This window comes from Bacillus sp. OK048 (assembly GCF_900103525.1).
Classification (GTDB): Bacteria; Bacillota; Bacilli; order Bacillales; family Cytobacillaceae; genus Neobacillus.
This window is the reverse complement of sequence record NZ_FNHN01000010.1, coordinates 35,465-58,438: the sequence shown is the minus strand read 5'-3', so window position 1 is coordinate 58,438 and position 22,974 is coordinate 35,465. Positions and strand designations below refer to the sequence as shown.

Below are 22,974 nucleotides of genomic sequence, written 5' to 3'. Positions count from 1 at the left end.
AAGTGATTCACGAAGTAAATTTAGTATGGGGGGTAATTTTTTGAAAAAGTATAACTTAGTAGTCTTTCTATTGATCGCTATGATCGTTTTAGCAGCATGTGGAAAATCAGCTAATACTACCCAGGATAAACCAGCAGGCGATACTGGATCAAATTCTTCAAATTCCACTGAAAAATTCGTTTTAAAATTGGCACATGGCTTTCCAACTACTGCTTATCATCATACACATATGGAATGGTTCGCAGAAGAGGTAAAGAAACGCAGTAATGGCCAATTAACAATCCAACTTTTTCCCAGCGGTCAGTTAATGCCCCCTGATCAAGAAGCGCCTGCTATGTTACAAGGGCAAATTGATATGAGTCATTCTAGTTCTCCAGTTCTTGCAGGTTTTGATCCAGTCTGGAATGTATACGAATTACCATTTATTTTTAAATATGACCCTAAAGATCCAACTGTTTTTTTAGAGAATCGAATCAAATTCAATAACAGTGAGAATGGCGGGCAGAAGATTGCTAAATTGATGGAAGATAAAGGACTGAAAGTATTAGCATTTAGTTTTGTTGATATGTTTGGCTCCGTATTTACAACAGATACTGAAAACATGGTATCTGGTCCAGATAGTGCAAAAGGCTTACGCCTAAGAACCCCAGGTGGTATGATCGGACCGGAAACGGTTAAAGCAATTGGAGCAAGTAGTATGACAATTGCTGGAGCTGAAGTAATTACTGCTTTACAGCAAAAGGTTGTAGATGGTCTATTAACTACTCCTATATATGCACACGATGCGAAACTTCCTGTTAAGTCATTTTCTGTAGTCCCGGTCTTTAATAGTATAACGCCTGTAATCATGTCAGCTAAAAAATTTAATTCTTTACCGGAAAATCTCCAAAAAATCCTTGTAGAGACAGGTAAGGATTTAGAAGAGTATTCAAAGAAAGTAGTAGGAGAAAAGGCATTAACCGTTTATAAAAATATGGAAGCTGAAGGTATTAAAATCTATTATCCTTCAGAAAAAGAGATGACAGAATGGGAAGAAGCTACAAAACCTGCTAGAGAATTATTTGAAACGAAAGTTGATGGTGGAAAAGAGTTATTAGAAGAACTTTCTAGTATTAAATAACATCGTCAAATAGATATAATCTTCAATCCTCCACGAGTTCAATAAAATATCTTATTGAACTCGTGTGTATTTTTTATTGAAATTTTTAAAAAGGAAGGCAGGGAAAACGATTGAGATTAAAAAATAAAGTAGCCGTAATCAGTGCAGGCGCCTCTGGAATGGGAAGAGCAGGAGCGTTGTTGTTTGCCAAAGAAGGGGCTGTGGTTAATATATTAGATATTAATCAAGAGAGTGGACAACAAGTAGAAAAGGAAATTAGAGAAAATGGCTGGAAGGCTAATTTTCTTCATACGGATATGACAAATTTATCTGGAATAAATGCTGCAATCGAAGAGATAAAAATGGAATACCAACGAATTGATGTACTTTGGAATCATGTTGGTGTACCAGGTCCGCCGGGCATTGAGGAGGTCGAAGAAAAAGATTTTGACTTAGCGATGACATTAAATTTAAAAAGCAGCTTTTTTACCACTCAATATGCCCTCCCATTAATGAAAGAGGCGGGAGGATCGATCATATTTACTGCTTCCATTGGCGGATTAGTGGCCTCACCTTTCAGTCCGGTCTATTCAGCTGCAAAAGGTGCAATTGTTAATTTAGTTCGTTCTCTTGCCGTTCGTTTGGGTAATGATCAAATCCGAGTCAATGCCATTTGTCCGGGTTTGACAGACACACCGATGCTGAAGCAATTTTTGACTCGTACTCCTGAAGATGATTTTGAACAGAACAAGCGTCTAATGCTGGATAATATTCCTCTTGGACGAGCAGCGCAGCCTATCGACATTGCAAACACTGCATTATTTCTTGCATCTGATGATTCTGCTTTTATCAGTGGTGTCAATTTAGCGGTAGATGGTGGATATACAGCGAAATAAAAAACAGCAAACCATTTTTTATATATTGGAAGCAATAAAAATACTTTCAATAGTATTGCAGTCTAAAATTAATTATTAGGGGACAAATATGAAAAAATATGGTTTAGTTTTGTGTGTATTGATGGTTATTGTTATTGCTGCTGCATGTGGAAACACAACCCAATCTACTAAAGAAACAACAACTGGTAATAGTGAATCTAATTCACCAGATTCGATTAACGAAAAATATGTTTTAAAGCTTGCACATGGCTATCCAACTGAAGCATTTCATCATACCCATATGGAATGGTTCGCAGAAGAAATAAAAAAACGCAGTGATGGAAGATTAACCATTGAGATTTACCCAAGTGCTCAATTAATGCCAGTCGACCAAGAAGCCCCATCTATCCTGCAAGGTGTCATTGACATGAGTCATTCAAGTTCTCCTACTCTCGCAAGTTTTGACCCAATATGGAATGTTTATGAATTACCTTTTATTTTTGATTATGATCCTAAGAATCCAGCTGTTTATTTAGAGAATAGGGAAAAATTCAATCATAGTGAAAACGGTGGTAAGCTAATTGCAAAAAAGATGGAAGAAAGAGGATTAAAAGTATTGGCTTATGCTTACACAGGTACATTTGGTGCCATTTTTACCAATGATGCCAAAAAAGAAGTCACAAATCCGAAAAGTGCAAAGGGTTTAAAGCTTCGAACACCAGGTGGAATTATAACACCAGAAACTGTGAAATCATTGGGTGCAAGTTCAATGACTATTTCAGGTGCTGAAATCATTCCCGCATTACAACAAAATGTTGTAGATGGTCTATTAACTTCAGCATTATTTGCTTCTGATGCTAAATTACCAGTAAAAACATTTACGGTAGCACCTGTGTTTAACCCATTAACGCCAGTGATAATATCACTCAAAAAGTTTGAGTCATTGCCAAAGGATCTCCAAGAAATTCTTGTGGAAACAGGTATTGACTTGGAAGCTCATGTTAAAGAAGTAGTAACAGATGGTGAAATAGAAGCTTACAAGAAATTAGAAAATGAAATGGGTGTAGAATTCTACTATCCTACTGAAAAAGAAATCAAAGAATGGAAAGAAGCTACTAGACCAGCTTTGGAGCTATTTGAAAGACAGGTTGATGGTGGAAAAGAGCTAGTAGAAGAACTATCAAATAGTAATTAATCAGGTTTGAATCAATGTTTAGAAGGGATGATGGTTAAAATGCGATTAGAGAATAAGATTGCAGTAATTAGTGCTGGAGCTTCTGGAATGGGAAAAGCTGGAGCACTGCTATTTGCAAGAGAAGGTGCGATTGTAAATATTTTGGATATCAATCAAGAAAATGGTGAGAATGTAGTAACTGAGATTAGAAAAAATGGAGGGCAGGCCAATTTCCTCCATATTGATTTGACAGATTTATCCGCAATAAAAACAGCGATTGAGCAGATTAAGAATCAATATGGCCGGATTGATGTACTTTGGAATCATGTAGGTATACCAGGTCCATCTGGTATTGAAACCGTTGAAGAAGAGGAATTCGATTTAGCGATGATGCTGAATTTGAAAAGTGGATTTTTCACGACAAAATATTCAATTCCTTATATGAAAGATTTGGGTGGCTCGATTATTTTTACCGCCTCTGTTTCAGGCTTCGTTGCCTCGCCATTTAGCCCTGTTTATTCCGCGGCTAAAGGTGCTGTAGTTAACTTAGTAAGATCTCTTGCTGTCCGTTTAGGAAATGATAACATCCGCGTAAATGCGATTTGTCCAGGGTTGACGGAAACCCCTATGCTAAAACAATTTTTGGCGCGTACGGAGGATGACGATTTTGAGCAGAACAAACAAAAGTTCCTCAAAAGTATACCGCTTCATAGGGCTGCTCAACCTACCGACATTGCAAACACTGCATTATTCTTAGCTAGTGATGAATCGGCATTTATCAGTGGTGTCAACCTGCCTGTTGACGGTGGATATACAGCTCAATAGTTCTAGAAGATAAATAATTATTATATTGAAAAGCAAAAGGTGGGGAAGATAAAATGCAAATTTATAATAAATTGTTTATTGGCGGAGAATGGGTTGAAAGTACATCTGGCAGAATGATAGATGTTATAAACCCGGCTACCGAAGAGGTTTGGGCTCAAGTACCTGAGGGGAATGAAGAGGATATTGACCGTGCAGTTCGTGCAGCACGTGATGCATTTGATCATGGACCATGGAGAAAAATGAGTACCTATGAGCGAGCAGAAATCATGCGTAATATGGGTCAATTAATGAAAGAAAATGCGGAATTTTTTGGAGAGCTTGAGAGCAAAGAAAACGGGAAACCTCTTTACCGTACAAAACGTGATGCAACTGCCCTTCATCAGTGGTGGTATTATTATTCAGGTTTAGCAGATAAAATTCAGGGAGAAACCATCCCTTTTGAAGATGATAAACAAATCTTTACACTAAGGGAACCTCTAGGTGTAATAGGAGCGATTACGCCTTGGAACGCACCTGTTACGTCCATTACTATGAAACTCTCAATTGCTTTGTGTGCGGGAAATACCGTTGTTCTTAAACCCGCTGAAACAACACCGGTTAATGCATTAGAGATTGCAAAACTAATTGAAAAAGCTGGTTTTCCTTCTGGAGTAGTCAATGTGGTTCCTGGGTATGGAGAAACAGCTGGAGAACGATTAACTTCACATCCAGATGTAGATAAAATAACCTTTACGGGCGATGGATCAACAGCTCGTAAAATTATGCGGGCAGCTACAAGTAACCTAAAAAAAATCTCTTTCGAACTAGGTGGGAAATCACCGCAAATTATTTTTTCAGATGCCAATTTTGAAGCAGCATTTGAATCTGCCGTTTTGCATGGATTTGATTATACGGGTCAAGCATGTACATTAGGGTCAAGAGTGCTCGTTCATCAAGATATTTATGAGAAATTTTTAAATAGATTTAAAGAGAGGGTAGAAAAAATTACTGTTGGCGATCCATTGGAAAAATTCGACATTGGACCACACGCGAATAAGCAGCAATTAGAAAAAACTCTCAAATATATAGACATAGGAAAAGAAGAAGGGGCAACATTAGTAGCTGGTGGAACTAGGCCGGGCATTGATAAAGGCTACTATATTAATCCAACGGTTTTTGCAGATGTAAGACCGGACATGCGAATTGCTCAGGAAGAAATTTTTGGTCCTGTCGTAAGTGTTATTCCTTTTGCGACGGAGCAGGAAGCAATCGACATTGCTAATAATGTTTCCTACGGACTTTCAGCAGGAGTATGGACGAGTGACTTGTCACGTGGACACAGGATGGCAAAGGAATTACGTTCCGGCACAGTATGGCTGAATTCATTCCGATATGTACGCTGGGCAGCCCCTTATGGTGGTTACAAAGCTAGCGGATGGGGAAGAGAGAATGGGATGGAAGCGATTAAAGAAGTTACCCAAGTAAAGACCGTGATTATTGATTTGAACCATTAATATCTTTGTAGTTATTAAAAGGAGTTGATGGCATTAGAGTAAACGGGTTTGCTCATGGTGTCTTCTCTTTTAGTAACTTATTTTAAGAAAATTAGGGAGGTGTTACTCCATCCATGAAAGAAACCTTTGAAGGTAAAATTAGGACCATGAAAGGCCATGAGCCTACAACATTGGAGGAAAGAGTGCAGCGTTTAGAAGATATTGAAGCCATTAAGGAAATTATGCATCAATATGCACATTGTGCTGATATGTGTGACCCCGAAGGCATGATTGCCTGCTTTACTGACGATTGTATGGCAAAGTACTTTACCGATGACTTATCCAAAGGTTATGAGGCACCAGTCTTCAATAAAAGTGAAACATATGATTATTTAAAACAAAGACTCATAGATTATGTTAACAGTGCGAGCCATCATATCTCAAATGAACAAATCTATTTTGAAAAGATAGACCGTGCTGTTGCTTACATGTATATGTATTCTTGGCAGCGCTTTACTTCCTATCCACAACAACCTGATATGCATCGCTGGGGACGTTATGAGATCTTTTATGTTAAAGAAAAAGATGGCGAGTGGAGAATTAGCAATTTACAACTTCTTTCTGCAGGCGAATATAATGGGACCAGAATCGCAGAACAATTTAATCGATCTTGGCCTCCTGTACCAATACAAAAGATTAATCCGTTTTCAGTTAAGTAATCCACTTTACTTACGAAAGAAGGAAAAAATGCAATTAATTGGAAAAAGAATCATTGTAACAGGAGGGGCACGTGGAATTGGCAATAGTGTGGTATGTTCTTATGCAATGGAAGGTGCACATGTAGCCTCTTTAGACGTATTAGATGATGAAGGAAAAATAGTTGCAGAAGAAGCAACTCAAAAGGGTCCGGGAAGGGTTAATTATTATCATTGTGATATCTCAAGTCGTGATGAAGTCGAAAAAGCATTCGAGATGGCTGTTAGGGAAATGGATGGTCTTGATCTATTAGTAAATGCTGCAGGTGTCAATCGTATTATTCCGCCTGAGGATATGTCAGATCATGATATGGATTTAATTTATAAAGTAAATGTTTATGGTACTTTTCTTACAAATCAAGTAGCTTTCAAGTACCTTAAGAAACACGGTGGTAAAATTTTAAACTTTGCTTCTGTTGCAGGTATGAATCCATACCCAGCAGGTGCTCATTATTCCGCCTCTAAGGGTGCAGTTGCTTCTTGGACCAGGTCAGTTGCACACGAATGGGGTAAATATAATATCACAGTAAACTCACTGGCACCTGCAATATGGACACCTATGTATGATGAACGTCGTTCCCTTATGAGCAAAGCAGGACTGAAAGCACACGATGAATCCTACGCTAAAGTAATACCAATTGGTGGCAAGTTAGGTGATCCCGAAAAGGATTTAGCACCAGTATTAGTTTTTCTTGCCAGTGAGGGATCGCGTTTCATTACAGGCCAAATCATTCCTGTTGATGGTGGTTTAGTATCAACTAGATAAAGAATTAAAACATATTATTCTACTTTAAAAATCTTTGCTTTTGATTTTCTGAAAATTCAAAAATAATGAATTGAAAATAAAAGTGAGCTCATTTTTTATAATATTCACCATGTAAATGTTTTAATAATTGATGAGAGCGACCTATAAAAAGGAGTGATAAAGTTATGAAAAAAATCTTTCTTGTAATGCTTATGGTACTTATGTTTATTACTGCGTGCAGTGGAAAGGAAGTTTCTAACAAAGAGAACGCTCCTGGTGTTACTAATGATTCTGTGAAAATCGGTGCATGGCTTCCGTTGACAGGTCCAGCAGCAGTATATGGCACTACTCAACGTGCAGGAATTGAAGCCTACTTTGAAATGCTTAATAGCAAGGGTGGAGTAAAAAACAGGAAGATTGAGTTCAAAATTGAGGATGGCGGACGAGATCCACAACAAACCGTTGCTGCAGCAAAAAAACTTATTGGACGGGATAATGTCTTTGCAATTGTGAACTCTTTTGGTACCGCAAACACGGAGGCTACATTTTCCTACGTACTCGATGAGCAAAATGTACCAGTGTTAAACGTTTTTGGCGGCCTGCTAAATTGGTGGCAACCAGCTCGTGAAAATCTATATGGAGTAATGGTTCCTTATGAAGATCAAACTTTTGCACTTGGACGCTGGGCTGCAAAGGAAGGAGCCAAAAATATTCTGGTCGTTCATAATGATCCAGCTGTTTACGTAGCTGAAGCAGAGATGGTGCCGCCTGGGGCTAAAACAATTGACCCCAATGTACAAGTAAATTTGATGCCTGTAAAACTGGGTACCACTGACTATACACCAATTGCCCTGGAGGCCGTAAACAGTAAACCAGATGCAATTGTTTTGGTTCAACCTATTGATGAAGTAGTTGCCTTTGCTAAGGCGTTGGACCGGCAAAATGTAAAGATTCCATTGTACACCTTTGCTGCTAATGTAACACAAGACACGTTGAAGCTGGGTGGTAAAGCAGTCGATGGCCTTCATGGCGTTTCTTGGACCGTGCCGCCGACACATGATTCCCCAGCAGTAGAGGAATATAGGCAAGCATTAAAAAAACATGACCCTAAATCAATACCTGACTTTCAATCTTTGTATACCTGGGCAGAGTCAATGATATTTGCTGAGGTTCTAAACCAGGTAGAAGGGGATTTAACACGTGAGAGCTTTATCAAGGCATTAGAGAATCTAAAGGACTATAAGACTGACATATTACCTCCGGTGACGTTTTCTTCTGAAAACCATATGGGAGGAACAGCCATTCAGAGGGTAAAAGTAGAAAACGGTAAATGGAAAGCGGTAGGTGATTTCATTGAACCAACTTCCAATTGGGAATAAATTATTAATTGAAAAGAGGTGAGGAAATGCATGATTTACTCTCTGTCATTTTTTCTGGTTTGGTCAGCGGTTCACTATATGCACTACTCGGACTATCAATCGTAATTATTTTTCGCGCAACGGATGTTGTGAACTTTGCCATCGGGGATATCGCTACGATTGGGGTATATGTTGCGATGACAGTAATCTCCTTGGGAGTCCCAGTAGTAGCTGCCTTACCCGTTACGTTTCTGGTTGCCGGAATGATTGGAGTCGGAGTTGAACGTTTTATGATACGGCCACTCGGACCAGGTAATATGTTTTCCGCACTTATTATAACAATGGGATTTGGGTTAGTCCTTCAAGCAATAATTGGTACCATTTGGGGGTATAACCCACGCCCCTTCCCTCCAATAATTGATGGTAACGCAACAGTATTTGGCGTAGCTATTACGTACCAAAAACTTCTTGCCACCGGTCTTGCAGTAGTTGCAATGCTACTTATTTCGGCTCTCTTCAACTGGACCCGAATTGGTTTGGCTATGAGGGCGTCTGCAGAGGATCACTTCGCTGCTAGAATGATTGGCATTAAAAGCACTCGTGTTGCAAGTCTCGCTTGGTTTCTTGGATGTGGTCTGGCAGGAATTACGGCTTTCATCATGGCGGCTGAAACATCAGTTGGCGTAGCTCTTATGGCAATGGTGCTTTTCCGTGCCTTCGCAGGCGTTTTTCTAGGGGGCTTAACCAACATGATTGGTGCCGCAGCTGGAGGGATGATGATTGGCATTTTAGATAACGTAGCTGGAAGCTATGTATCTGCTAGTTTCCGTGACACAATGGTTTTTGCTGTTATCGTTGTTATCCTGTTTATTAGACCAAGTGGGATATTGGGTGCTAAAGGGGGGGCAAGGGTATGAATTTTGAGAGCCTTTCATCACGGCAGCTAGAAAGGAAACAAAAAAAGATTCAAATCGGAGCTATTCTCGGGGCTGGAATTATTTTAATGGTTTTTCTTGGACCTGGTCTGGTTGGATCATATATGAGTTATATAATCGACCTTACACTAATCTATGCGATAGGGACACTATCCATTAGTATGCTGGCTAACTACGCTGGTATTTGGTCGATCGGACATACTGCATTTCTTGCAATCGGTGCATACTTAGCCGCAAATTTAAGTGAACGTGGATTCACTGTTGAAATCATCATCCTGCTTGGTTTTATAATTTCGCTGGTCTTAGGAGTTGTAGTAGGGCTTAGTGCCGGACGTTTTGCCGCTCTATATATGGCCATTCTAACCTTAGCACTTGGGTTAGTATCGAATGAAATCATCGGAAGGTGGCAATCTGTAACAGGCGGAGATCAGGGGATAACGGTTGGACCTGCGCGGCTTCTTTTTTCCAACACTCCACTTGATACGAACGGCCACATTTTGATTACCATTGTTTTGGTGACTTTGACATTTTTGGTTGTAACACTAATTACTAAAGGTAATTTAGGTCGTCGATGGTTAGCAATAAAGAGCCAACGAATGGCTTCTATGTCCATTGGGTTAAAACCTTCGTTAGAAAATGCTTTGGCTTTTGGATTAAGCGGGGCAATCACTTCAACTGCAGGTGTTGCTTTAGCATTTTCTATGATGTATATAAGCCCAGAGGCTTTTTCTTTAGCGATAGCTACTAACCTTTTACTCTGTACTGTAGTCGGTGGGGTTGGAAGTATCGGTGGTGCCCTACTGGGTGCAATGTTTCTAGTGTTGGTCCCTGAAATGGCGAGAGAGGTTCAAGGAATATCAGCTTATGTATTTGGCATTGCTACGATTTTGGTATTGTTATTTCTCCCGAAAGGAATTGTTCCAGGGATAGCCCAGCGCCTTAAAAAATGGTCAAATAATAGTAGTAAAAGAGCTTCATACGTTGCAGCAACGGTAGACAATTTGACAGATAGTGATTTTGAGAATCTGTCCTCCCTTGTGGAAAATCTTTTAAAACCAGCAACTTCTAATCTAACTATTTCTGGGTTAAGCGTCTCCTTTGGAGGAGTTCGGGCACTAGATAATGTGTCTCTTGAAATTCCGCCTGGAAGTGTATTGGGATTAATTGGACCAAACGGGGCAGGAAAAACAACCTTGTTGAACGTTTTGAGCGGTTATGTTAAACCCACTAATGTTGAATCATTAAGACTTGGTAAAACAGACTTAACAAGTCTTGCACCTTATGGACGGGTCAAACATGGATTTGGTCGCACCTTTCAACATGCAGAACTATTCGATGAGTTAACCATTGAAGAAAACATCTACTTAGCTGCTCAACAAAGAAACAAGTTTAATAAAAATCATGAACCAGGTAATAATGCAGCGAAAATAGCTGAAATGTTGATTGATAATCTTTGGCTGCGCCCGTATGCACGTTTATATCCTGGCGAAGTGCCATTTGGAGTTCAAAAGGTTACAGACATTGCAAGAGCTCTAGCCACTGGTGCACAGGTGATCGTGATGGATGAACCTTTCTCCGGGCTGGATGCGGAGGAACGAAGTGAGGTTCGATCGATTCTAAAGGCGATGAAAAATGCTGGTGTATCAATCCTGATAATCGACCACGTGGTTCAAGAGGTGCTTAATATTGCAGATAATATGGTAGTTCTAAACTTCGGAAGTGTTCTTGCCACAGGTTCGCCTGAAAAAATAAAAAATAATCCAAAGGTGCTTGAAGCATATCTTGGTTCTGCTTTAAAGGATGGGAAGGAAGTGTTAAGTAATTGACTATCACTACTGGGATACAAGACATTCGACTCGAGAACATCACACATAGGTATAACGGCGTACTTGCCCTAAATCATGTTTCCTTAGAAATCGAAAAGGGTAGTTTTACTGCCATTTTGGGACCAAATGGTGCTGGTAAATCTACTCTGGCTATAATCTTAGGAGGAATGCTCCACCCAACTAAAGGAACAGTTTATGTTAAAGAAGCTAATCGAACTCGCTCGCACTCTGGAAACGGGTTCATTAATCTAGGGGTCGTGCTTGTCCCAGAAGGTCGGCGGCTGTTTACAACCATGAATGTGAAGGAAAATCTTTTACTGGGTGCCTATGGGTCTGGACAATCAAAAGTTGAGATGATGAAGAGCTACGAAGATGTGTTGGAGTTTCTTCCCGAGTTAAAGGTGCATCTAAGTAAGCAGGCAGGTCTATTGAGTGGTGGTGAGCAACAAATGGTTGCAGTTGCCAGAGCATTAATGGCCAGACCAAATACAATCATCTTAGATGAACCCTCATTGGGCTTGGCACCGAAAATGATAGAACGAATTTACGAGGTACTTTCCAGTCTGAATCAAAGGGCAATGACTGTAATTGTTATTGAGCAGATGACTACCTATGCCCTCCAACATGCACAAAGTATGATTGTGTTGGAAGGAGGCGTGATTAGGTATCACGGTTCTATAACTAGTGCTTCTGCAAAAGAAGCCCTACAGAAGGGTTACTTTGGTACAGAATAAAAAGTTAATAATCTTATAGTGAGGTGGTAGGATATGGAACTTATGAACAACCCGAATAGGCTAAAGCGAATTGCTATTATTGGTGGAAGCGGTGGTATTGGCGAGTCGATTGCAAAACGGATCGGTCAGGAAGCGATAGTGACAGTTGGATATAACAGCAACCGGGAAAAAGCTGAAGCTACAGCTCAAGCTATCCGAGAAGCCGGCGGTATAGCAGATATCGGTGCAGTTGATATATGTAATGGAGACTCGGTAAGCAATTTCTTTTCAAACATGCAAGAAAAGTGGGGAGGAATCGATGCTATTGTTTCAGCTACTGGTACAGCTTTTAAAATCATGCCGCTTACAGAAATTGAGGACGACGCTTTTCATTATGTAGTTGAAACAGATGTAATCGGTTCATTTAATATATTAAAACGTGGAATCCCGTTTCTTAAGAAAGAAGGTGGTGGTTCGATTGTTCACCTTCTTACCACCGCAATCCTTCGAACGCTCGAAAATGACGCAATGTCATCTGTTCCGAAGATGGCCGTCGAAGCTTTAATAAGGAATACTGCTCGTGAGTATGGTAAAGAAGGTATTCGTGTTAATGGGATTGCACCAGGAGTTATTGATTCATATAGCATTCATAAACCTCATAAAAATAAAAACACTTTATCCCCTGCGGCAGCAAATGTCATTTCACAAACACCTTTAGGGCGTAAAGGTACAACTGATGAAGTCGCAGAGGTAACAGCATTCCTCGTTTCAGACGCTTCTAGCTATGTGAGTGGCCAGATTATAGGTGTAGACGGAGGATTTAGTGCATAAACCTAAAATTGCTGAATTTAATACAAAATTTGTAAATTCTTTTCTTAAATTAAAAACACTATGGGGTAATAGTAATGTAAAAAGGGAGGATGGAAAATAATGTCTGAGGTATTAGAATTACCTAAAAGAACGAGAGAATTTCTCTCTGAAACAAAGAGAATCTTAATCAATGGGGAATGGGTTCCTTCAACTTCCGCTAAAGTTTATGAATCTATTAATCCGGCCACTAATGAAGTAATTGCAAAGATTTATGAAGGGGGGGAAGAGGACGTGGATCGGGCTGTTCTTTCTGCAAGAACAGCTTTCGAAAAATCTTGGTCGAAAGTTTCACCAGAAGAACGTTCAAAACTTTTGAATAAACTTGCTGATTTAATAGAACAGCGAGCAGAAGAAATTGCATACTTAGAAACATTAGATTTTGGATGTACTATTAGCCAGTCTAGGGATGCTTGGGTTCCAGGAGCAGTTAGTCATTTACGCTATTATGCAGGCTGGTGTACAAAACTAACAGGGGAAACATTGCAGCTTATTAATGGAGGCAATTATCATGTATATACCAAAAGAGAGCCGTTAGGTGTATGTGGACTAATTACTTCATGGAATTTCCCATTTCAAGGAGCGTGTAGGAAATTAGCACCTGCACTAGCAGCAGGAAATACGGTAGTATTAAAGCCTTCTGTGGAAACAACCCTTACGACACTACTATTAGGAGAGCTAATACAAGAAGCAGGATTCCCGAACGGAGTTGTGAATATTGTGACTGGTCCTGGTGAAAGTACTGGAACGGCGATTTCCAACCATCCTGATATTAATAAAATTAGCTTTACTGGTTCGACTGTAGTTGGAAAAAGTATCATTCGCAGTTCCTCTGATACTATCAAAAAATTAACATTGGAATTAGGAGGAAAGTCTCCAAACATTATTTTTGCCGATGCTGATATAGATAAAGCTGTTCAGGGTGCGTTTATGGCTATCTTCACAAATCAAGGCGAAGTGTGCTCGGCAGGTTCTAGAGTATATGTTCAAAAGGAAGTGTTTGATGAAGTAACCAGGGAGTTAGTCGCATTGGCCCAAAATATGAAAGTCGGTGATCCCTTAGATCCAACGACTAAGATGGGTCCGTTAGTTTCCAAAAAACATTTAGATAGAGTTAACAATTATATTAAGGTTGCTAAACATGATGGAGCCAAAGTCCTAATAGGTGGAAATGTACTAAATAATGGGGAATTCGAAAAGGGAAATTATTTGGAACCCACTATCCTGATAAATCTTGATGAAAACTGCAGGGCAGTAAAAGAAGAAATATTCGGACCTGTATTATGTATTATGCCATTTTCAGATATAGATGAAGTGATTGAAAGAGCAAATTTAACTGAATATGGTTTGGCTGCTGGTGTCTGGACAAAGGACATGACAAAAGCCCATAAAATCATAAACACACTAGACGCAGGTACCGTTTGGGTAAATTGCTACTTAAAAAAAGATACAGCTGTTCCTACTACTGGATTTAAACAAAGTGGTCTCGGTTATGAATTGGGCTATCCAGGAATTGAAGCATATACAAAAGTAAAAGGGGTAGTTATGAATTTAGATTAAACTAAGGAGTGTTAGACTTATTATCTTTTCTTCAAAATGGTGACCTATGTTTCTTTCTACTATTAACCGGGGGTTGAAAATGGATGAGAAGAATATTGATAGGAATACTGATGACAGTCATGTTCATTACTGCGTGTAGTGAACAGAATGTTTCAACCACTGAGAAGGTTCCAGGGGTTACTGATACTTCAATTAAAGTTGGAGCATGGCTTCCTTTGACGGGACCAATTGCTGGGCACGGTATTACACAGCGTATAGGAATGAACGCATATTTTAAAATGATTAATGAAAAAGGGGGAATAAATAATAGAAAAATAGAGTGGATCGTCGAGGATAATTCTTATGATCCACAGAAATCTGTATCAATTGCAAGAAAGTTGGTTGAACGTGACAACGTGTTTGCTATCGCAGGATCAAATGGAACCGCTCAGAATGCTGCTACATTTCCATACTTTGATAAAGTAAATACACCTTTTATGCCTGGCCTAGGCAATGCTCCGGAATGGTGGAATCCTGTAAAACCATATCTATTTGGAGTTCAGGTACTATATGAAAACCAGTCTCGTGCTTTAGGACGCTGGGCTGCAAAGGAAGGGGCTAAGAATATACTAGTAGTCCATAGTGATCCAGCATATTTTGAAAATCAAGCAAAAAATGTGGAACCTGGAGTTGCGTCTTTTGACGCTAATGCAAAGGTTGAGTTTATGCCAGTGAAGTTTGGGACGACTGACTATGCCCCCATTGCTCTCCAAATTCAAAATAGTAAACCCGATGCTATTGTTATTATTCAATCAGTCGATGAATTGGTGGCACTTGCCAAAGCGTTAGAACGTCAGAGTGTTAAGATACCTTTATACACTTATGCACCAAATGTTTCTAACGATACTTTGGATCTTGGCAGTAAAGCGGTTGAAGGGCTTAGAGCGATGTCTTTCACTGTTCCACCTACAGCTGACATACCTGAGGTAGAAGAGTATAGAAATGCTTTGAAAAAGTATGAACCCGATGCACGTCCTGACTATCAGTCTTTATTTACGTGGGCAGAGGCAAAAGTTTTCGCAGAAGCGTTGAAGCAGGTAAAAGGGCCGCTTACAAGAGAGAACTTTATCAAATCACTTGAATCAATGAAAAATTACGAAACAGGTATCCTTCCGCCAGTTACGTTCTCACCTGATAATCACTATGGTGTAATAGATCTTCAGCCAGTTATGATCGAAAAAGGAGAATGGATACTTAAAGGTGATTTCATCGATCCTACTAAAGATTGGTAATGAAACACAAGGATGAACTTTCACTTAAGAATGTTAATAATAACCCATAAATCCTAAAATATAGAAATTAATAAAAATGGGAGGGATTTTTTTGAAAGCACTTGTATTAGAAGAAGTGAAAAAAGTTGTCGTTAAAGAAGTACCTGATCCAACCATTAATGATGATAGTATTTTGATACATGTAAAGGCTAATGGTGTTTGCAGGTCTGACTGGCATTTTTGGTCCGGACACGTTCCAATACAAGAAACTATATTGGGACATGAATTCAGTGGAATAGTTGAAGAAGTGGGGAAGAATGTTAAGAATTTCAAAAAGGGTGACCGAGTGGTAGTTCCATTTTCGGGAAGTGACGGAACATGTACTATGTGTTTAAAGGGTCATACCCATCTTTGTGATTCAAGGTTAATTCCGGGGGTAGCATATCCGGGTGGTTATGGGGAATATGTTGCTGTTCCGATTGGAGATCGGAATGTAAGACATCTTCCAGAAGGAATAAATTTCCGGGATGCGGCTGCTTTGGGATGTCGATTCATGACTTCATATCATGGGGTTGTTGATAAAGTGAAAGTGCTACCTGGGGAATGGGTGGCTGTATATGGATGCGGCGGTATTGGCTTATCTGCAATTAACGTAGCAACTGCAATAGGTGCCAATGTGATTGGTGTCGATATTAATGATGACAATCTTGAATATGCTAAAAAAATGGGTGCAATATATACAATTAATAGCAAAAGAACTGATCCAGTTGAGGCAATAAAAGAGCTGACGAAAGGAGGAGCAGATGTTTCAGTGGATGGAATTGGTATTCAGGAAACATGCGTGAACTCTATAAATAGTTTGAAACCACTAGGTCGTCACCTGCAAATTGGTTCTAATAAGGAAACAGATGTTACTATTCCAATTAGTAAAATGATATTTAATGAGATTCAATTCTTTACTGCATTAGGAATGCCCGCACATAGATATGATCTTTTACTCCCGTTAGTCGTGCAGGGAAAACTAACTCCAGGTAAAATGGTAAATCGTGAAATTTCCCTATCCGAAGTCCAAAATGCTTTCGAAGGCATGAGTACTTTCACAAATCCTGGTACAATGGTCGTTACAAAATTTGAATAAGTAATTTCTTTCTTTGCAAATATACCACAGGCTTATATCAATTTGAGGACTGCTCGTAATCTAAATTTTCGTAAAATTTAAAATATATATATACTTTTTCGCCAAAATTATTTACAATAAAAGTAAAAGTGAGCTCATTTTTCATAAAACACAATATGTAAACGCATTAAGGATTAAAACATTCAAAAAAGCATTTTAATTTCCAATGGGTAGAAGGAGGTATTATCATGGAAAAGCATTTCTTATGTAATAAGGATAATCTCGCAATTGGTGATAGAGAAATTTACCAAATTGGAAGATCGTCTGTGGTTTTAATACGTACGAAAGATGGATTTTATGCTATGCGTAATTCATGTCCACATCAGGGAGGACCACTTGGAAAAGGGACGATTCAAGGAGCTGCCCTACCTTCAAATGTGGGTGAGTATTGCTATGAGAAAAAAGGAGATATTATTTATTGCCCATGGCATCATTGGGAGTTTGATGTTACAAACGGGTGTTCCGTGCGAGATCCTGAATCTGTTAAGGTTAAAACATATGCAGTAAAAGTTGAGGGTGACGATGTAGTTCTATACAAGTAAGATTAGTAAATGATCAATTAAAGGAGGTAAATAAAATGGTTAATAGTGAGGTCCCTGTTATAGATTGTGACATACATCCAAACCCAGTGCGCAAAAGAGATTTATTGCCTTACCTTGATGATTATTGGAAAGATTATATGATTGCTAGTAAATTCAAAGGGCATTTGCCAACAGTTGATATTACGCTTCCCGTTAATGGAGGCCTAAGAGCTGACAGTAAGGTGCCTGAGGGTGGGCCGGCTTGTTCATCCATAGATTTTTTTAGACAACAGGTCATGGATGAATATAATTATTCGCATGCGATTCTCTTTACTGATGGGACCTTTTTCATATCGGGTGCCCCACAGCGTGAGATGGCAACAGCATTAGCATCCGCGTATAACGATTGGCTAATAGAGCATTGGCTGAGTAAAGATTCACGAGTTTATGGAACTGTGTTGGTTGCCGCTCAAGATCCAGAAGCCGCAGCCAGGGAAATTGATCGTGTAGGAAGTCACCCTAAGATGGTTCAGGTAGGTCTTGGAATGCACTCTCCATATGGAGGTTGGGGTGATCCTCGTTATCACCCTATATGGGAAGCTGCGGTTAGAAATAATTTAGTCGTTTGTTTTCATACAACAGGCGCTGGAGGTACTGGTCTATACCCGACAGGACCTATAGGGATTCCACCTTATTTTGTTGAATTTCAATCAACTAATGCTATTCCATATCAGGCACAATTGGCAAATATGATATTTTCCGGGTTGTTTGAGAAGTTTCCAGGAATTAAAATGGCATTTATCGAAGCAGGTTTTGCATGGGTACCTGGATTGACATATATGATGGATACTCAATGGCGTGCAGTTAGAAGAGAGGTACCTTGGGTAAAAAGACCTCCAAGTGAATATGTTAGGGATCATATTTGGTTTGGCACTCAGCCTATGATAGAGCCAGAGCCCGCTGACCACAAGTATCTCGAACAATTAATAGAAATGGTTGGCTCTGATAAACTCTTGTTTGCTTCAGATTATCCGCATTGGGAGTTTGATTCACCTGTTGCAGCGTTGAAAGGATTATCAAGAGAAACAAGAAATCGTATTCGTTATCATAATGCAAAAAAACTTTTTAATTTACCTGATCCTTCGTAAATCAAAAGATTAAAAGTTTCTAGGATTAATTCTGTGTTAATTTATCAGCACGAATTAGTTTTAGATGTACCAGATCATCTCATTCCTTCAGAAATCTAATAGTCTATAGAATTAGAGATTATCATAATAGATACTTATTATTTAGGATGCACAGACCAACAAAAGACCATAGCTTTTGTTGGTTGTGCTTTTCTATTTTATAAAAAATTTATTTTACACACCTCCATTGTCTAAAAAGAAAATATAGAAAGGAGAAGACTTGATGTGTCTTTTGTTAATGAATTCCAATCTAAAAAAATTAGTATTAACCGATTTATAAATTTAATTGAACCAGAGATGCTTGTATATTTTGAACAAGGTGCTGCTGAACCAAGTATTATTATACAGAGTTTATTGGATCAAGCCGACAGAGTACCTAACATTAATATCTTAGTCACACCTGTCCCCAACGTTAATAAAATACTATTTTCTCATGACAAAGACTATGAACACTTGAAAATTGTTTCGTTGTTTGGTACTCCTGAATTACACAAAAAAATAACAGAAGGTAAGGTAGAGTACATACCTGTAAATACTTCAGAAATTCCTACTATATTGCGTACAACGTTTTCACCCGATATCACGGTTATCCAGGTGAGTCCTCCTGATATATTTGGATATTGTAACTTGGGAATTACAGTAGAAACACTCCTGACAGCAGTTGAAGAGGCTAAAATTGTTGTTGCACAAGTCAATCAGAATATGCCAGTGACTTGTGGACAAACAGGAATTCATATTTCTGAAATTAACTATTTTATCCAAGGGGAAAGTCGTTTACTGGAGTATCAAGCCCCAATTCCTGGAGAAGTTGAAGAAAAGATTGCTGTGGAAGTGTCACAATTGATTCCTGATGGCGCTACGCTTCAAATTGGTATTGGCAGGATACCGGATGCGATTTTAGGAAAGTTAACGGACAAAACAGATCTTGGCATTCATTCTGGGCTGATTTCTGATAAAATGATTGACCTCTTAAAAATGGGGGTTGTTACCGGCAATCAGAAAAGAATTGATAAACGAAAGATTATTGGCACTAACGTACTAGGTAGTCAGGAGCTGTATGATTTTTGTCATAAAAATCCATCCATTGAGCTTCATCCTGTCACCTATACTCACAATCTCTCATTAGCTTCTAAGCTAGATAACTTTATATCCATAAATTCTGCAATTGAATTAGATTTATCCGGTCAGGTTAACTCCGAAAGTATAGATGGCCGTCAAATATCGGGTGTAGGTGGGCAGCTCGATTTTATTCGTATGGCTAGAAACTCAAAAGGAGGTAAGGCGATTATTGCTTTACCATCGACAGATAAGAGGGGAAATTCAAAAATAATACCAGTATTAGGCTCCAATGTTCCGGTTTCTACTCCTAGAACAGAAATTGATATTGTAGTTACGGAATATGGAGCTGTAAATCTTCGTCATCAGCCATTAATCGAAAGAGCTAGAAGATTGATTTCAATTGCCCATCCAGATCACCGAGAACAGCTTAAAGACTGGGTGCAGTGCGAAAACAATTTGAAATTTACCTGAAAACGTATTGGGATAATGTGAACAAACATTGGTTTGTTATCGGAGATGGCTATAAATGAAGTTAAACACAAGTATTAATAAAGACAAGTACGTAAGCTTTTTTTTTACATTGCTTGCAGGTTTACTTGGCGGAAATTTGTTTTCTTTATTAAGCTTACCACTCCCTTGGATTCTTGGACCCTTGTTTTTAACAGTCATCCTTACTATGACTGTTAAAGAGGCATATTCACCTAATAAGTGTACCTTAGTTGGTTACTTTATTTTAGGAATCTCGATGGGGCTTTACTTTGTTCCTGAAATGGGTGCAATCATCCTCGAAAGGCTAGAATTTGTAATTGTAATGACAGTCGTTGTCTTTTTAATTAGTGTTCTTAACGGTGTTATATATAAAAATATCTTTAAATTAGATTGGGTAACGGCAATTTTCGGCAGTATCCCCGGAGGAACTGCTCAAATGATTGATATCGGAAAAGAATTAGGCGGAAAACCAGAAATTATTGCCATCCAACAGTTCATTAGGCTTGTCTTGGTGGTTATGATTATTCCGAGTATATTAATTATTTCCTCCAAACCCGCATATCCCGTAATAGAGAAGATTGACACCGTTGACGTGAATTTAACAGGGTTGCTTATATTATTTGTACTTGGCTGTTTAGGGGTTATTATAGGGAAATTTATGAAAATTCCTCTGCATTTTTTGACTGGCCCACTGATTGTAGTGTCAATTTTTTCATTAGCTGGGGTCTCTTTAGGAGAAGTTCCTCCTATTTTACTGCACATTGCACAGTTATTTATTGGAGTAAACATTGGAACTAATTTTAAGAAAAAAGAAATGGTTGAATATCGAAAATATTTACTAGTTGGTCTTTTAGCGGGCATCACTCTTACTGGTATGAGTTTTATAGCCGCTTTTCTTTTATATATGTGGTCAGGCATTGATTATGCAACAGCAGTTCTATGCATGGCCCCAGGTGGAGTTGCAGAAATGAGTTTAACTGCTGTAGTTATAGGTGCGAATGTTCCGATGGTGGCTGCATTTCAGGTATTTCGGATGTTGGTGTTTATTTCGATCGTACCTAAGCTCATCGTTTTGATTACAAATAAGATTAGAATAAAAAGTAAGGCATTAGAACAGTAAGGTGGTAAAAATATTACAGCAAAAGGATGGATTATTTATGTTGAAAGGTGTTCGCGTAATTGATTTCTCACAATATTTACCAGGTCCTTATGCTACCCTTCGTTTGGCTGATAAAGGTGCAGAAGTAATTAAAGTGGAATCACCAACCGGAGACCCATTAAGGTTTCCTCCTGAAATAGATCAAGGAGACAAGTATATATTTAGAGCACAAAATCGAGACAAAAAAAGTATCAGCCTAAATTTGAAAGATTCAAATGACCAACGCATTGCTAGAGAATTAATTAAGGAATCTGATGTTGTACTAGAAAGCTTCCGACCAGGTGTAGCCAAACGATTAGGAATTGGTTATGAAGATATTGCTAAGGAGAAACCAGACATTATTTATTGTTCCCTGTCAGGTTATGGACAAAAGGGAGTAATGAGTCAATTAGGCAGTCATGATATAAATTATATGGCCCTAAGTGGAGCGCTATCACAACTAAAGGATCATGAAGGTGTTCCTGTTCATCCTAGTAATACTTTTGCAGATTTAATTGGTGGTATTGCAGCAAGTGAATCAATTTCTACTGCACTTTTTCATCGAGAAAGAACGGGTAATGGGTCATACCTCGATCTTGCCCTTGCTGATGTGATGCTTACGATGATGACGAACCATGTTATTCTTGAATCTGCTACAGGGGAACAGACTGGGATTTCTAAATTAAATAAAGAAGTAATTTGCTACTATTTATATGAAACAAAGGATGGTCGTTATATCAGTTTAGGAGCCTTAGAACCGAAGTTTTGGGAAAACTTTTGCTATGCGCTTAATAAAATGGAATGGATTCCGGCCCATCTTACTAAACCGAGTGAAAATAATCCAAGCTTTCAAGAGGTAAAGAAATTGTTTCGGAATCATACGTTTTCGGAATGGACCCAATTTGCAGCAAATGTTGATTGCTGTATGGCACCTGTTTTGGAAACAGGCGAAATTCAATCGCATCCCTATTTTCAAGAAAGACATCTGATTGAAGAAAAATGGGGGCTTCGATATGTTTCTACATTATATAAATCTGAATCTATCCTTAAGCATTCATCCCCTGCACCAAAACACGGAGAACACACGAAAGAATTGATAGCTAAATTAAATGAAAAAGAGTATAAAAAGAAATTTTAAACTACTAGAAGAATAACCAAACCATTGTAAAGAAGGTGCCCAAATTGAATGGACACCTTTTTTTAATGGATGATAATCGAATAATCTTAGTTTTTGAGTTCATTTTCGGAATAAACAGCAATTAAAACAACCGCTTTGCAATCCCCAATATTTTTTACCGTATGTGGAACACTTGCATTCCAGCTAAAGGAGTCACCTTCTTCTAAGATAACAGAATCTTCTCCTTGCTCTGCTAGAACTTTCCCCTCTAGCACTAAATGACATTCTTCTCCTTCATGTGCATGGGCATCTCCAATTGAAGCGCCTGGAGGGAACTCCACGCTTCTCAAACTTAATCCACCCATTGAAGAAATGTGCTCAATTTTTAACTGATTAAAAGTTGTCATCGTTCTATTGTTTTTTCTAACCACGCGTAAATGTTGTTTTTTTTCTAATAATAAATAGGGTAGAGGAACCTCTAAATAACTTGCAATCGTTTGCAAAGTACTTATAGATGGTGAGGTGTTATTATTTTCAACATTGCTAATAAATCCTTTTGATAGACCTGTTCCTTCACACATTTGCGCTATCGTAATTTTTTTTCGATTTCTAATTGAACGAATTTTTGAGCCGATATCCAGTTTAATCACCCTTTTTAGTTTACTAATATAGAACATATTTATATATTAGCAAAAATATTGTTGACAATCCATAACGAACGCTGTTATCCTATAAGCAACAAATGTTCATATAAAAAAACATTTTATTTTTTACAATAAAGGTTTTTCAATATGAATATTTATTCTCTATGAAAATTTATAATGAAAGGATG

Annotated in this window: 21 protein-coding genes; 20 read left to right on the top strand and 1 reads right to left on the bottom strand. The window is 38.6% G+C overall.

What is annotated here, in order from left to right; translation table 11 throughout:
• The first annotated feature begins 40 nt into the window (after positions 1–40).
• The 20 genes from BLR86_RS18025 (at position 41) to BLR86_RS17930 (ending at position 22,163) form a co-directional block, all read left to right on the top strand.
• Complete coding sequence (locus BLR86_RS18025) at positions 41–1,120, top strand: TRAP transporter substrate-binding protein (RefSeq protein WP_175492948.1); 1,080 nt, start codon at positions 41–43, stop codon at positions 1,118–1,120.
• Between the two features lie 110 nt (positions 1,121–1,230).
• The gene (locus tag BLR86_RS18020) at positions 1,231–1,995 is read left to right on the top strand and encodes an SDR family NAD(P)-dependent oxidoreductase (protein ID WP_090764564.1); all 765 of its coding nucleotides are present in this window, start codon (positions 1,231–1,233) and stop codon (positions 1,993–1,995) included.
• 88 nt (positions 1,996–2,083) lie between these two features.
• The gene (locus BLR86_RS18015; RefSeq protein WP_090764561.1) at positions 2,084–3,169 is read left to right on the top strand and encodes a TRAP transporter substrate-binding protein; all 1,086 of its coding nucleotides are present in this window, start codon (positions 2,084–2,086) and stop codon (positions 3,167–3,169) included.
• A 6-nt stretch (positions 3,170–3,175) separates the two neighbouring features.
• The gene (locus tag BLR86_RS18010; protein WP_139185648.1) at positions 3,176–3,973 is read left to right on the top strand and encodes an SDR family NAD(P)-dependent oxidoreductase; all 798 of its coding nucleotides are present in this window, start codon (positions 3,176–3,178) and stop codon (positions 3,971–3,973) included.
• A gap of 53 nt (positions 3,974–4,026) precedes the next feature.
• Positions 4,027–5,466: an aldehyde dehydrogenase family protein gene (locus BLR86_RS18005; RefSeq protein ID WP_090764555.1), complete on the top strand. Its 1,440-nt coding sequence runs from the start codon at positions 4,027–4,029 to the stop codon at positions 5,464–5,466.
• Positions 5,467–5,612: 146 nt separating this feature from the next.
• Entirely contained in the window at positions 5,613–6,164 is a 552-nt protein-coding gene (locus BLR86_RS18000) for a nuclear transport factor 2 family protein (protein WP_217642400.1), read from the top strand.
• The gene (locus BLR86_RS17995; protein ID WP_217642399.1) at positions 6,082–6,966 is read left to right on the top strand and encodes an SDR family NAD(P)-dependent oxidoreductase; all 885 of its coding nucleotides are present in this window, start codon (positions 6,082–6,084) and stop codon (positions 6,964–6,966) included. Before BLR86_RS18000 ends, BLR86_RS17995 begins: the two co-directional genes overlap by 83 nt.
• Positions 6,967–7,130: 164 nt before the next feature.
• Positions 7,131–8,324 carry an ABC transporter substrate-binding protein gene (locus BLR86_RS17990; RefSeq protein WP_090764546.1) on the top strand — a complete coding sequence of 398 codons (1,194 nt, stop codon included), beginning with the start codon at positions 7,131–7,133 and terminating at the stop codon, positions 8,322–8,324.
• A gap of 8 nt (positions 8,325–8,332) precedes the next feature.
• Positions 8,333–9,220: a branched-chain amino acid ABC transporter permease gene (locus BLR86_RS17985; protein ID WP_217642398.1), complete on the top strand. Its 888-nt coding sequence runs from the start codon at positions 8,333–8,335 to the stop codon at positions 9,218–9,220.
• Entirely contained in the window at positions 9,217–11,064 is a 1,848-nt protein-coding gene (locus BLR86_RS17980; RefSeq protein ID WP_090764541.1) for a branched-chain amino acid ABC transporter ATP-binding protein/permease, read from the top strand. Before BLR86_RS17985 ends, BLR86_RS17980 begins: the two co-directional genes overlap by 4 nt.
• On the top strand, positions 11,061–11,798 hold the full coding sequence (locus BLR86_RS17975; RefSeq protein ID WP_090764537.1) for an ABC transporter ATP-binding protein: 738 nt from the start codon (positions 11,061–11,063) through the stop codon (positions 11,796–11,798). The genes BLR86_RS17980 and BLR86_RS17975 overlap by 4 nt, the downstream gene beginning before the upstream one ends.
• A 33-nt stretch (positions 11,799–11,831) precedes the next feature.
• Entirely contained in the window at positions 11,832–12,608 is a 777-nt protein-coding gene (locus tag BLR86_RS17970; RefSeq protein ID WP_090764534.1) for an SDR family NAD(P)-dependent oxidoreductase, read from the top strand.
• A 99-nt stretch (positions 12,609–12,707) separates the two neighbouring features.
• Complete coding sequence (locus BLR86_RS17965; protein WP_175492945.1) at positions 12,708–14,204, top strand: aldehyde dehydrogenase family protein; 1,497 nt, start codon at positions 12,708–12,710, stop codon at positions 14,202–14,204.
• Between the two features lie 83 nt (positions 14,205–14,287).
• The gene (locus BLR86_RS17960; RefSeq protein ID WP_090764528.1) at positions 14,288–15,475 is read left to right on the top strand and encodes an ABC transporter substrate-binding protein; all 1,188 of its coding nucleotides are present in this window, start codon (positions 14,288–14,290) and stop codon (positions 15,473–15,475) included.
• 91 nt (positions 15,476–15,566) lie between these two features.
• Positions 15,567–16,592 (top strand): zinc-binding dehydrogenase, encoded by a 1,026-nt coding sequence (locus tag BLR86_RS17955; protein WP_090764525.1) that lies wholly within the window; start codon positions 15,567–15,569, stop codon positions 16,590–16,592.
• 227 nt (positions 16,593–16,819) lie between these two features.
• Positions 16,820–17,173 (top strand): Rieske (2Fe-2S) protein, encoded by a 354-nt coding sequence (locus BLR86_RS17950; RefSeq protein ID WP_090764522.1) that lies wholly within the window; start codon positions 16,820–16,822, stop codon positions 17,171–17,173.
• 35 nt (positions 17,174–17,208) lie between these two features.
• The gene (locus BLR86_RS17945; protein ID WP_090764520.1) at positions 17,209–18,300 is read left to right on the top strand and encodes an amidohydrolase family protein; all 1,092 of its coding nucleotides are present in this window, start codon (positions 17,209–17,211) and stop codon (positions 18,298–18,300) included.
• A 264-nt stretch (positions 18,301–18,564) separates the two neighbouring features.
• On the top strand, positions 18,565–19,869 hold the full coding sequence (locus BLR86_RS17940) for an acetyl-CoA hydrolase/transferase family protein (protein ID WP_090764517.1): 1,305 nt from the start codon (positions 18,565–18,567) through the stop codon (positions 19,867–19,869).
• 55 nt (positions 19,870–19,924) lie between these two features.
• Entirely contained in the window at positions 19,925–21,007 is a 1,083-nt protein-coding gene (locus BLR86_RS17935) for an AbrB family transcriptional regulator (RefSeq protein WP_090764514.1), read from the top strand.
• Between the two features lie 37 nt (positions 21,008–21,044).
• Positions 21,045–22,163 carry a CaiB/BaiF CoA transferase family protein gene (locus BLR86_RS17930; protein WP_090764511.1) on the top strand — a complete coding sequence of 373 codons (1,119 nt, stop codon included), beginning with the start codon at positions 21,045–21,047 and terminating at the stop codon, positions 22,161–22,163.
• Between the two features lie 86 nt (positions 22,164–22,249).
• On the opposite strand, the gene BLR86_RS17925 is transcribed toward BLR86_RS17930, so the two are convergent.
• The gene (locus tag BLR86_RS17925) at positions 22,250–22,783 is read right to left on the bottom strand and encodes a helix-turn-helix domain-containing protein (RefSeq protein WP_090764918.1); all 534 of its coding nucleotides are present in this window, start codon (positions 22,781–22,783) and stop codon (positions 22,250–22,252) included.
• Positions 22,784–22,974 lie beyond the last annotated feature (191 nt).

Coding starts and splice junctions, on each gene's coding strand:
- BLR86_RS18015 (WP_090764561.1), top strand. CDS start 2,084: ATGAAAAAATATGGTTTAGTTTTGTGTGTATTGATGGTTATTGTTATT.
- BLR86_RS18005 (WP_090764555.1), top strand. CDS start 4,027: ATGCAAATTTATAATAAATTGTTTATTGGCGGAGAATGGGTTGAAAGT.
- BLR86_RS18000 (WP_217642400.1), top strand. CDS start 5,613: ATGAAAGGCCATGAGCCTACAACATTGGAGGAAAGAGTGCAGCGTTTA.
- BLR86_RS17995 (WP_217642399.1), top strand. CDS start 6,082: ATGGGACCAGAATCGCAGAACAATTTAATCGATCTTGGCCTCCTGTAC.
- BLR86_RS17990 (WP_090764546.1), top strand. CDS start 7,131: ATGAAAAAAATCTTTCTTGTAATGCTTATGGTACTTATGTTTATTACT.
- BLR86_RS17980 (WP_090764541.1), top strand. CDS start 9,217: ATGAATTTTGAGAGCCTTTCATCACGGCAGCTAGAAAGGAAACAAAAA.
- BLR86_RS17970 (WP_090764534.1), top strand. CDS start 11,832: ATGGAACTTATGAACAACCCGAATAGGCTAAAGCGAATTGCTATTATT.
- BLR86_RS17965 (WP_175492945.1), top strand. CDS start 12,708: ATGTCTGAGGTATTAGAATTACCTAAAAGAACGAGAGAATTTCTCTCT.
- BLR86_RS17960 (WP_090764528.1), top strand. CDS start 14,288: ATGAGAAGAATATTGATAGGAATACTGATGACAGTCATGTTCATTACT.
- BLR86_RS17950 (WP_090764522.1), top strand. CDS start 16,820: ATGGAAAAGCATTTCTTATGTAATAAGGATAATCTCGCAATTGGTGAT.
- BLR86_RS17945 (WP_090764520.1), top strand. CDS start 17,209: ATGGTTAATAGTGAGGTCCCTGTTATAGATTGTGACATACATCCAAAC.
- BLR86_RS17935 (WP_090764514.1), top strand. CDS start 19,925: ATGAAGTTAAACACAAGTATTAATAAAGACAAGTACGTAAGCTTTTTT.
- BLR86_RS17930 (WP_090764511.1), top strand. CDS start 21,045: ATGTTGAAAGGTGTTCGCGTAATTGATTTCTCACAATATTTACCAGGT.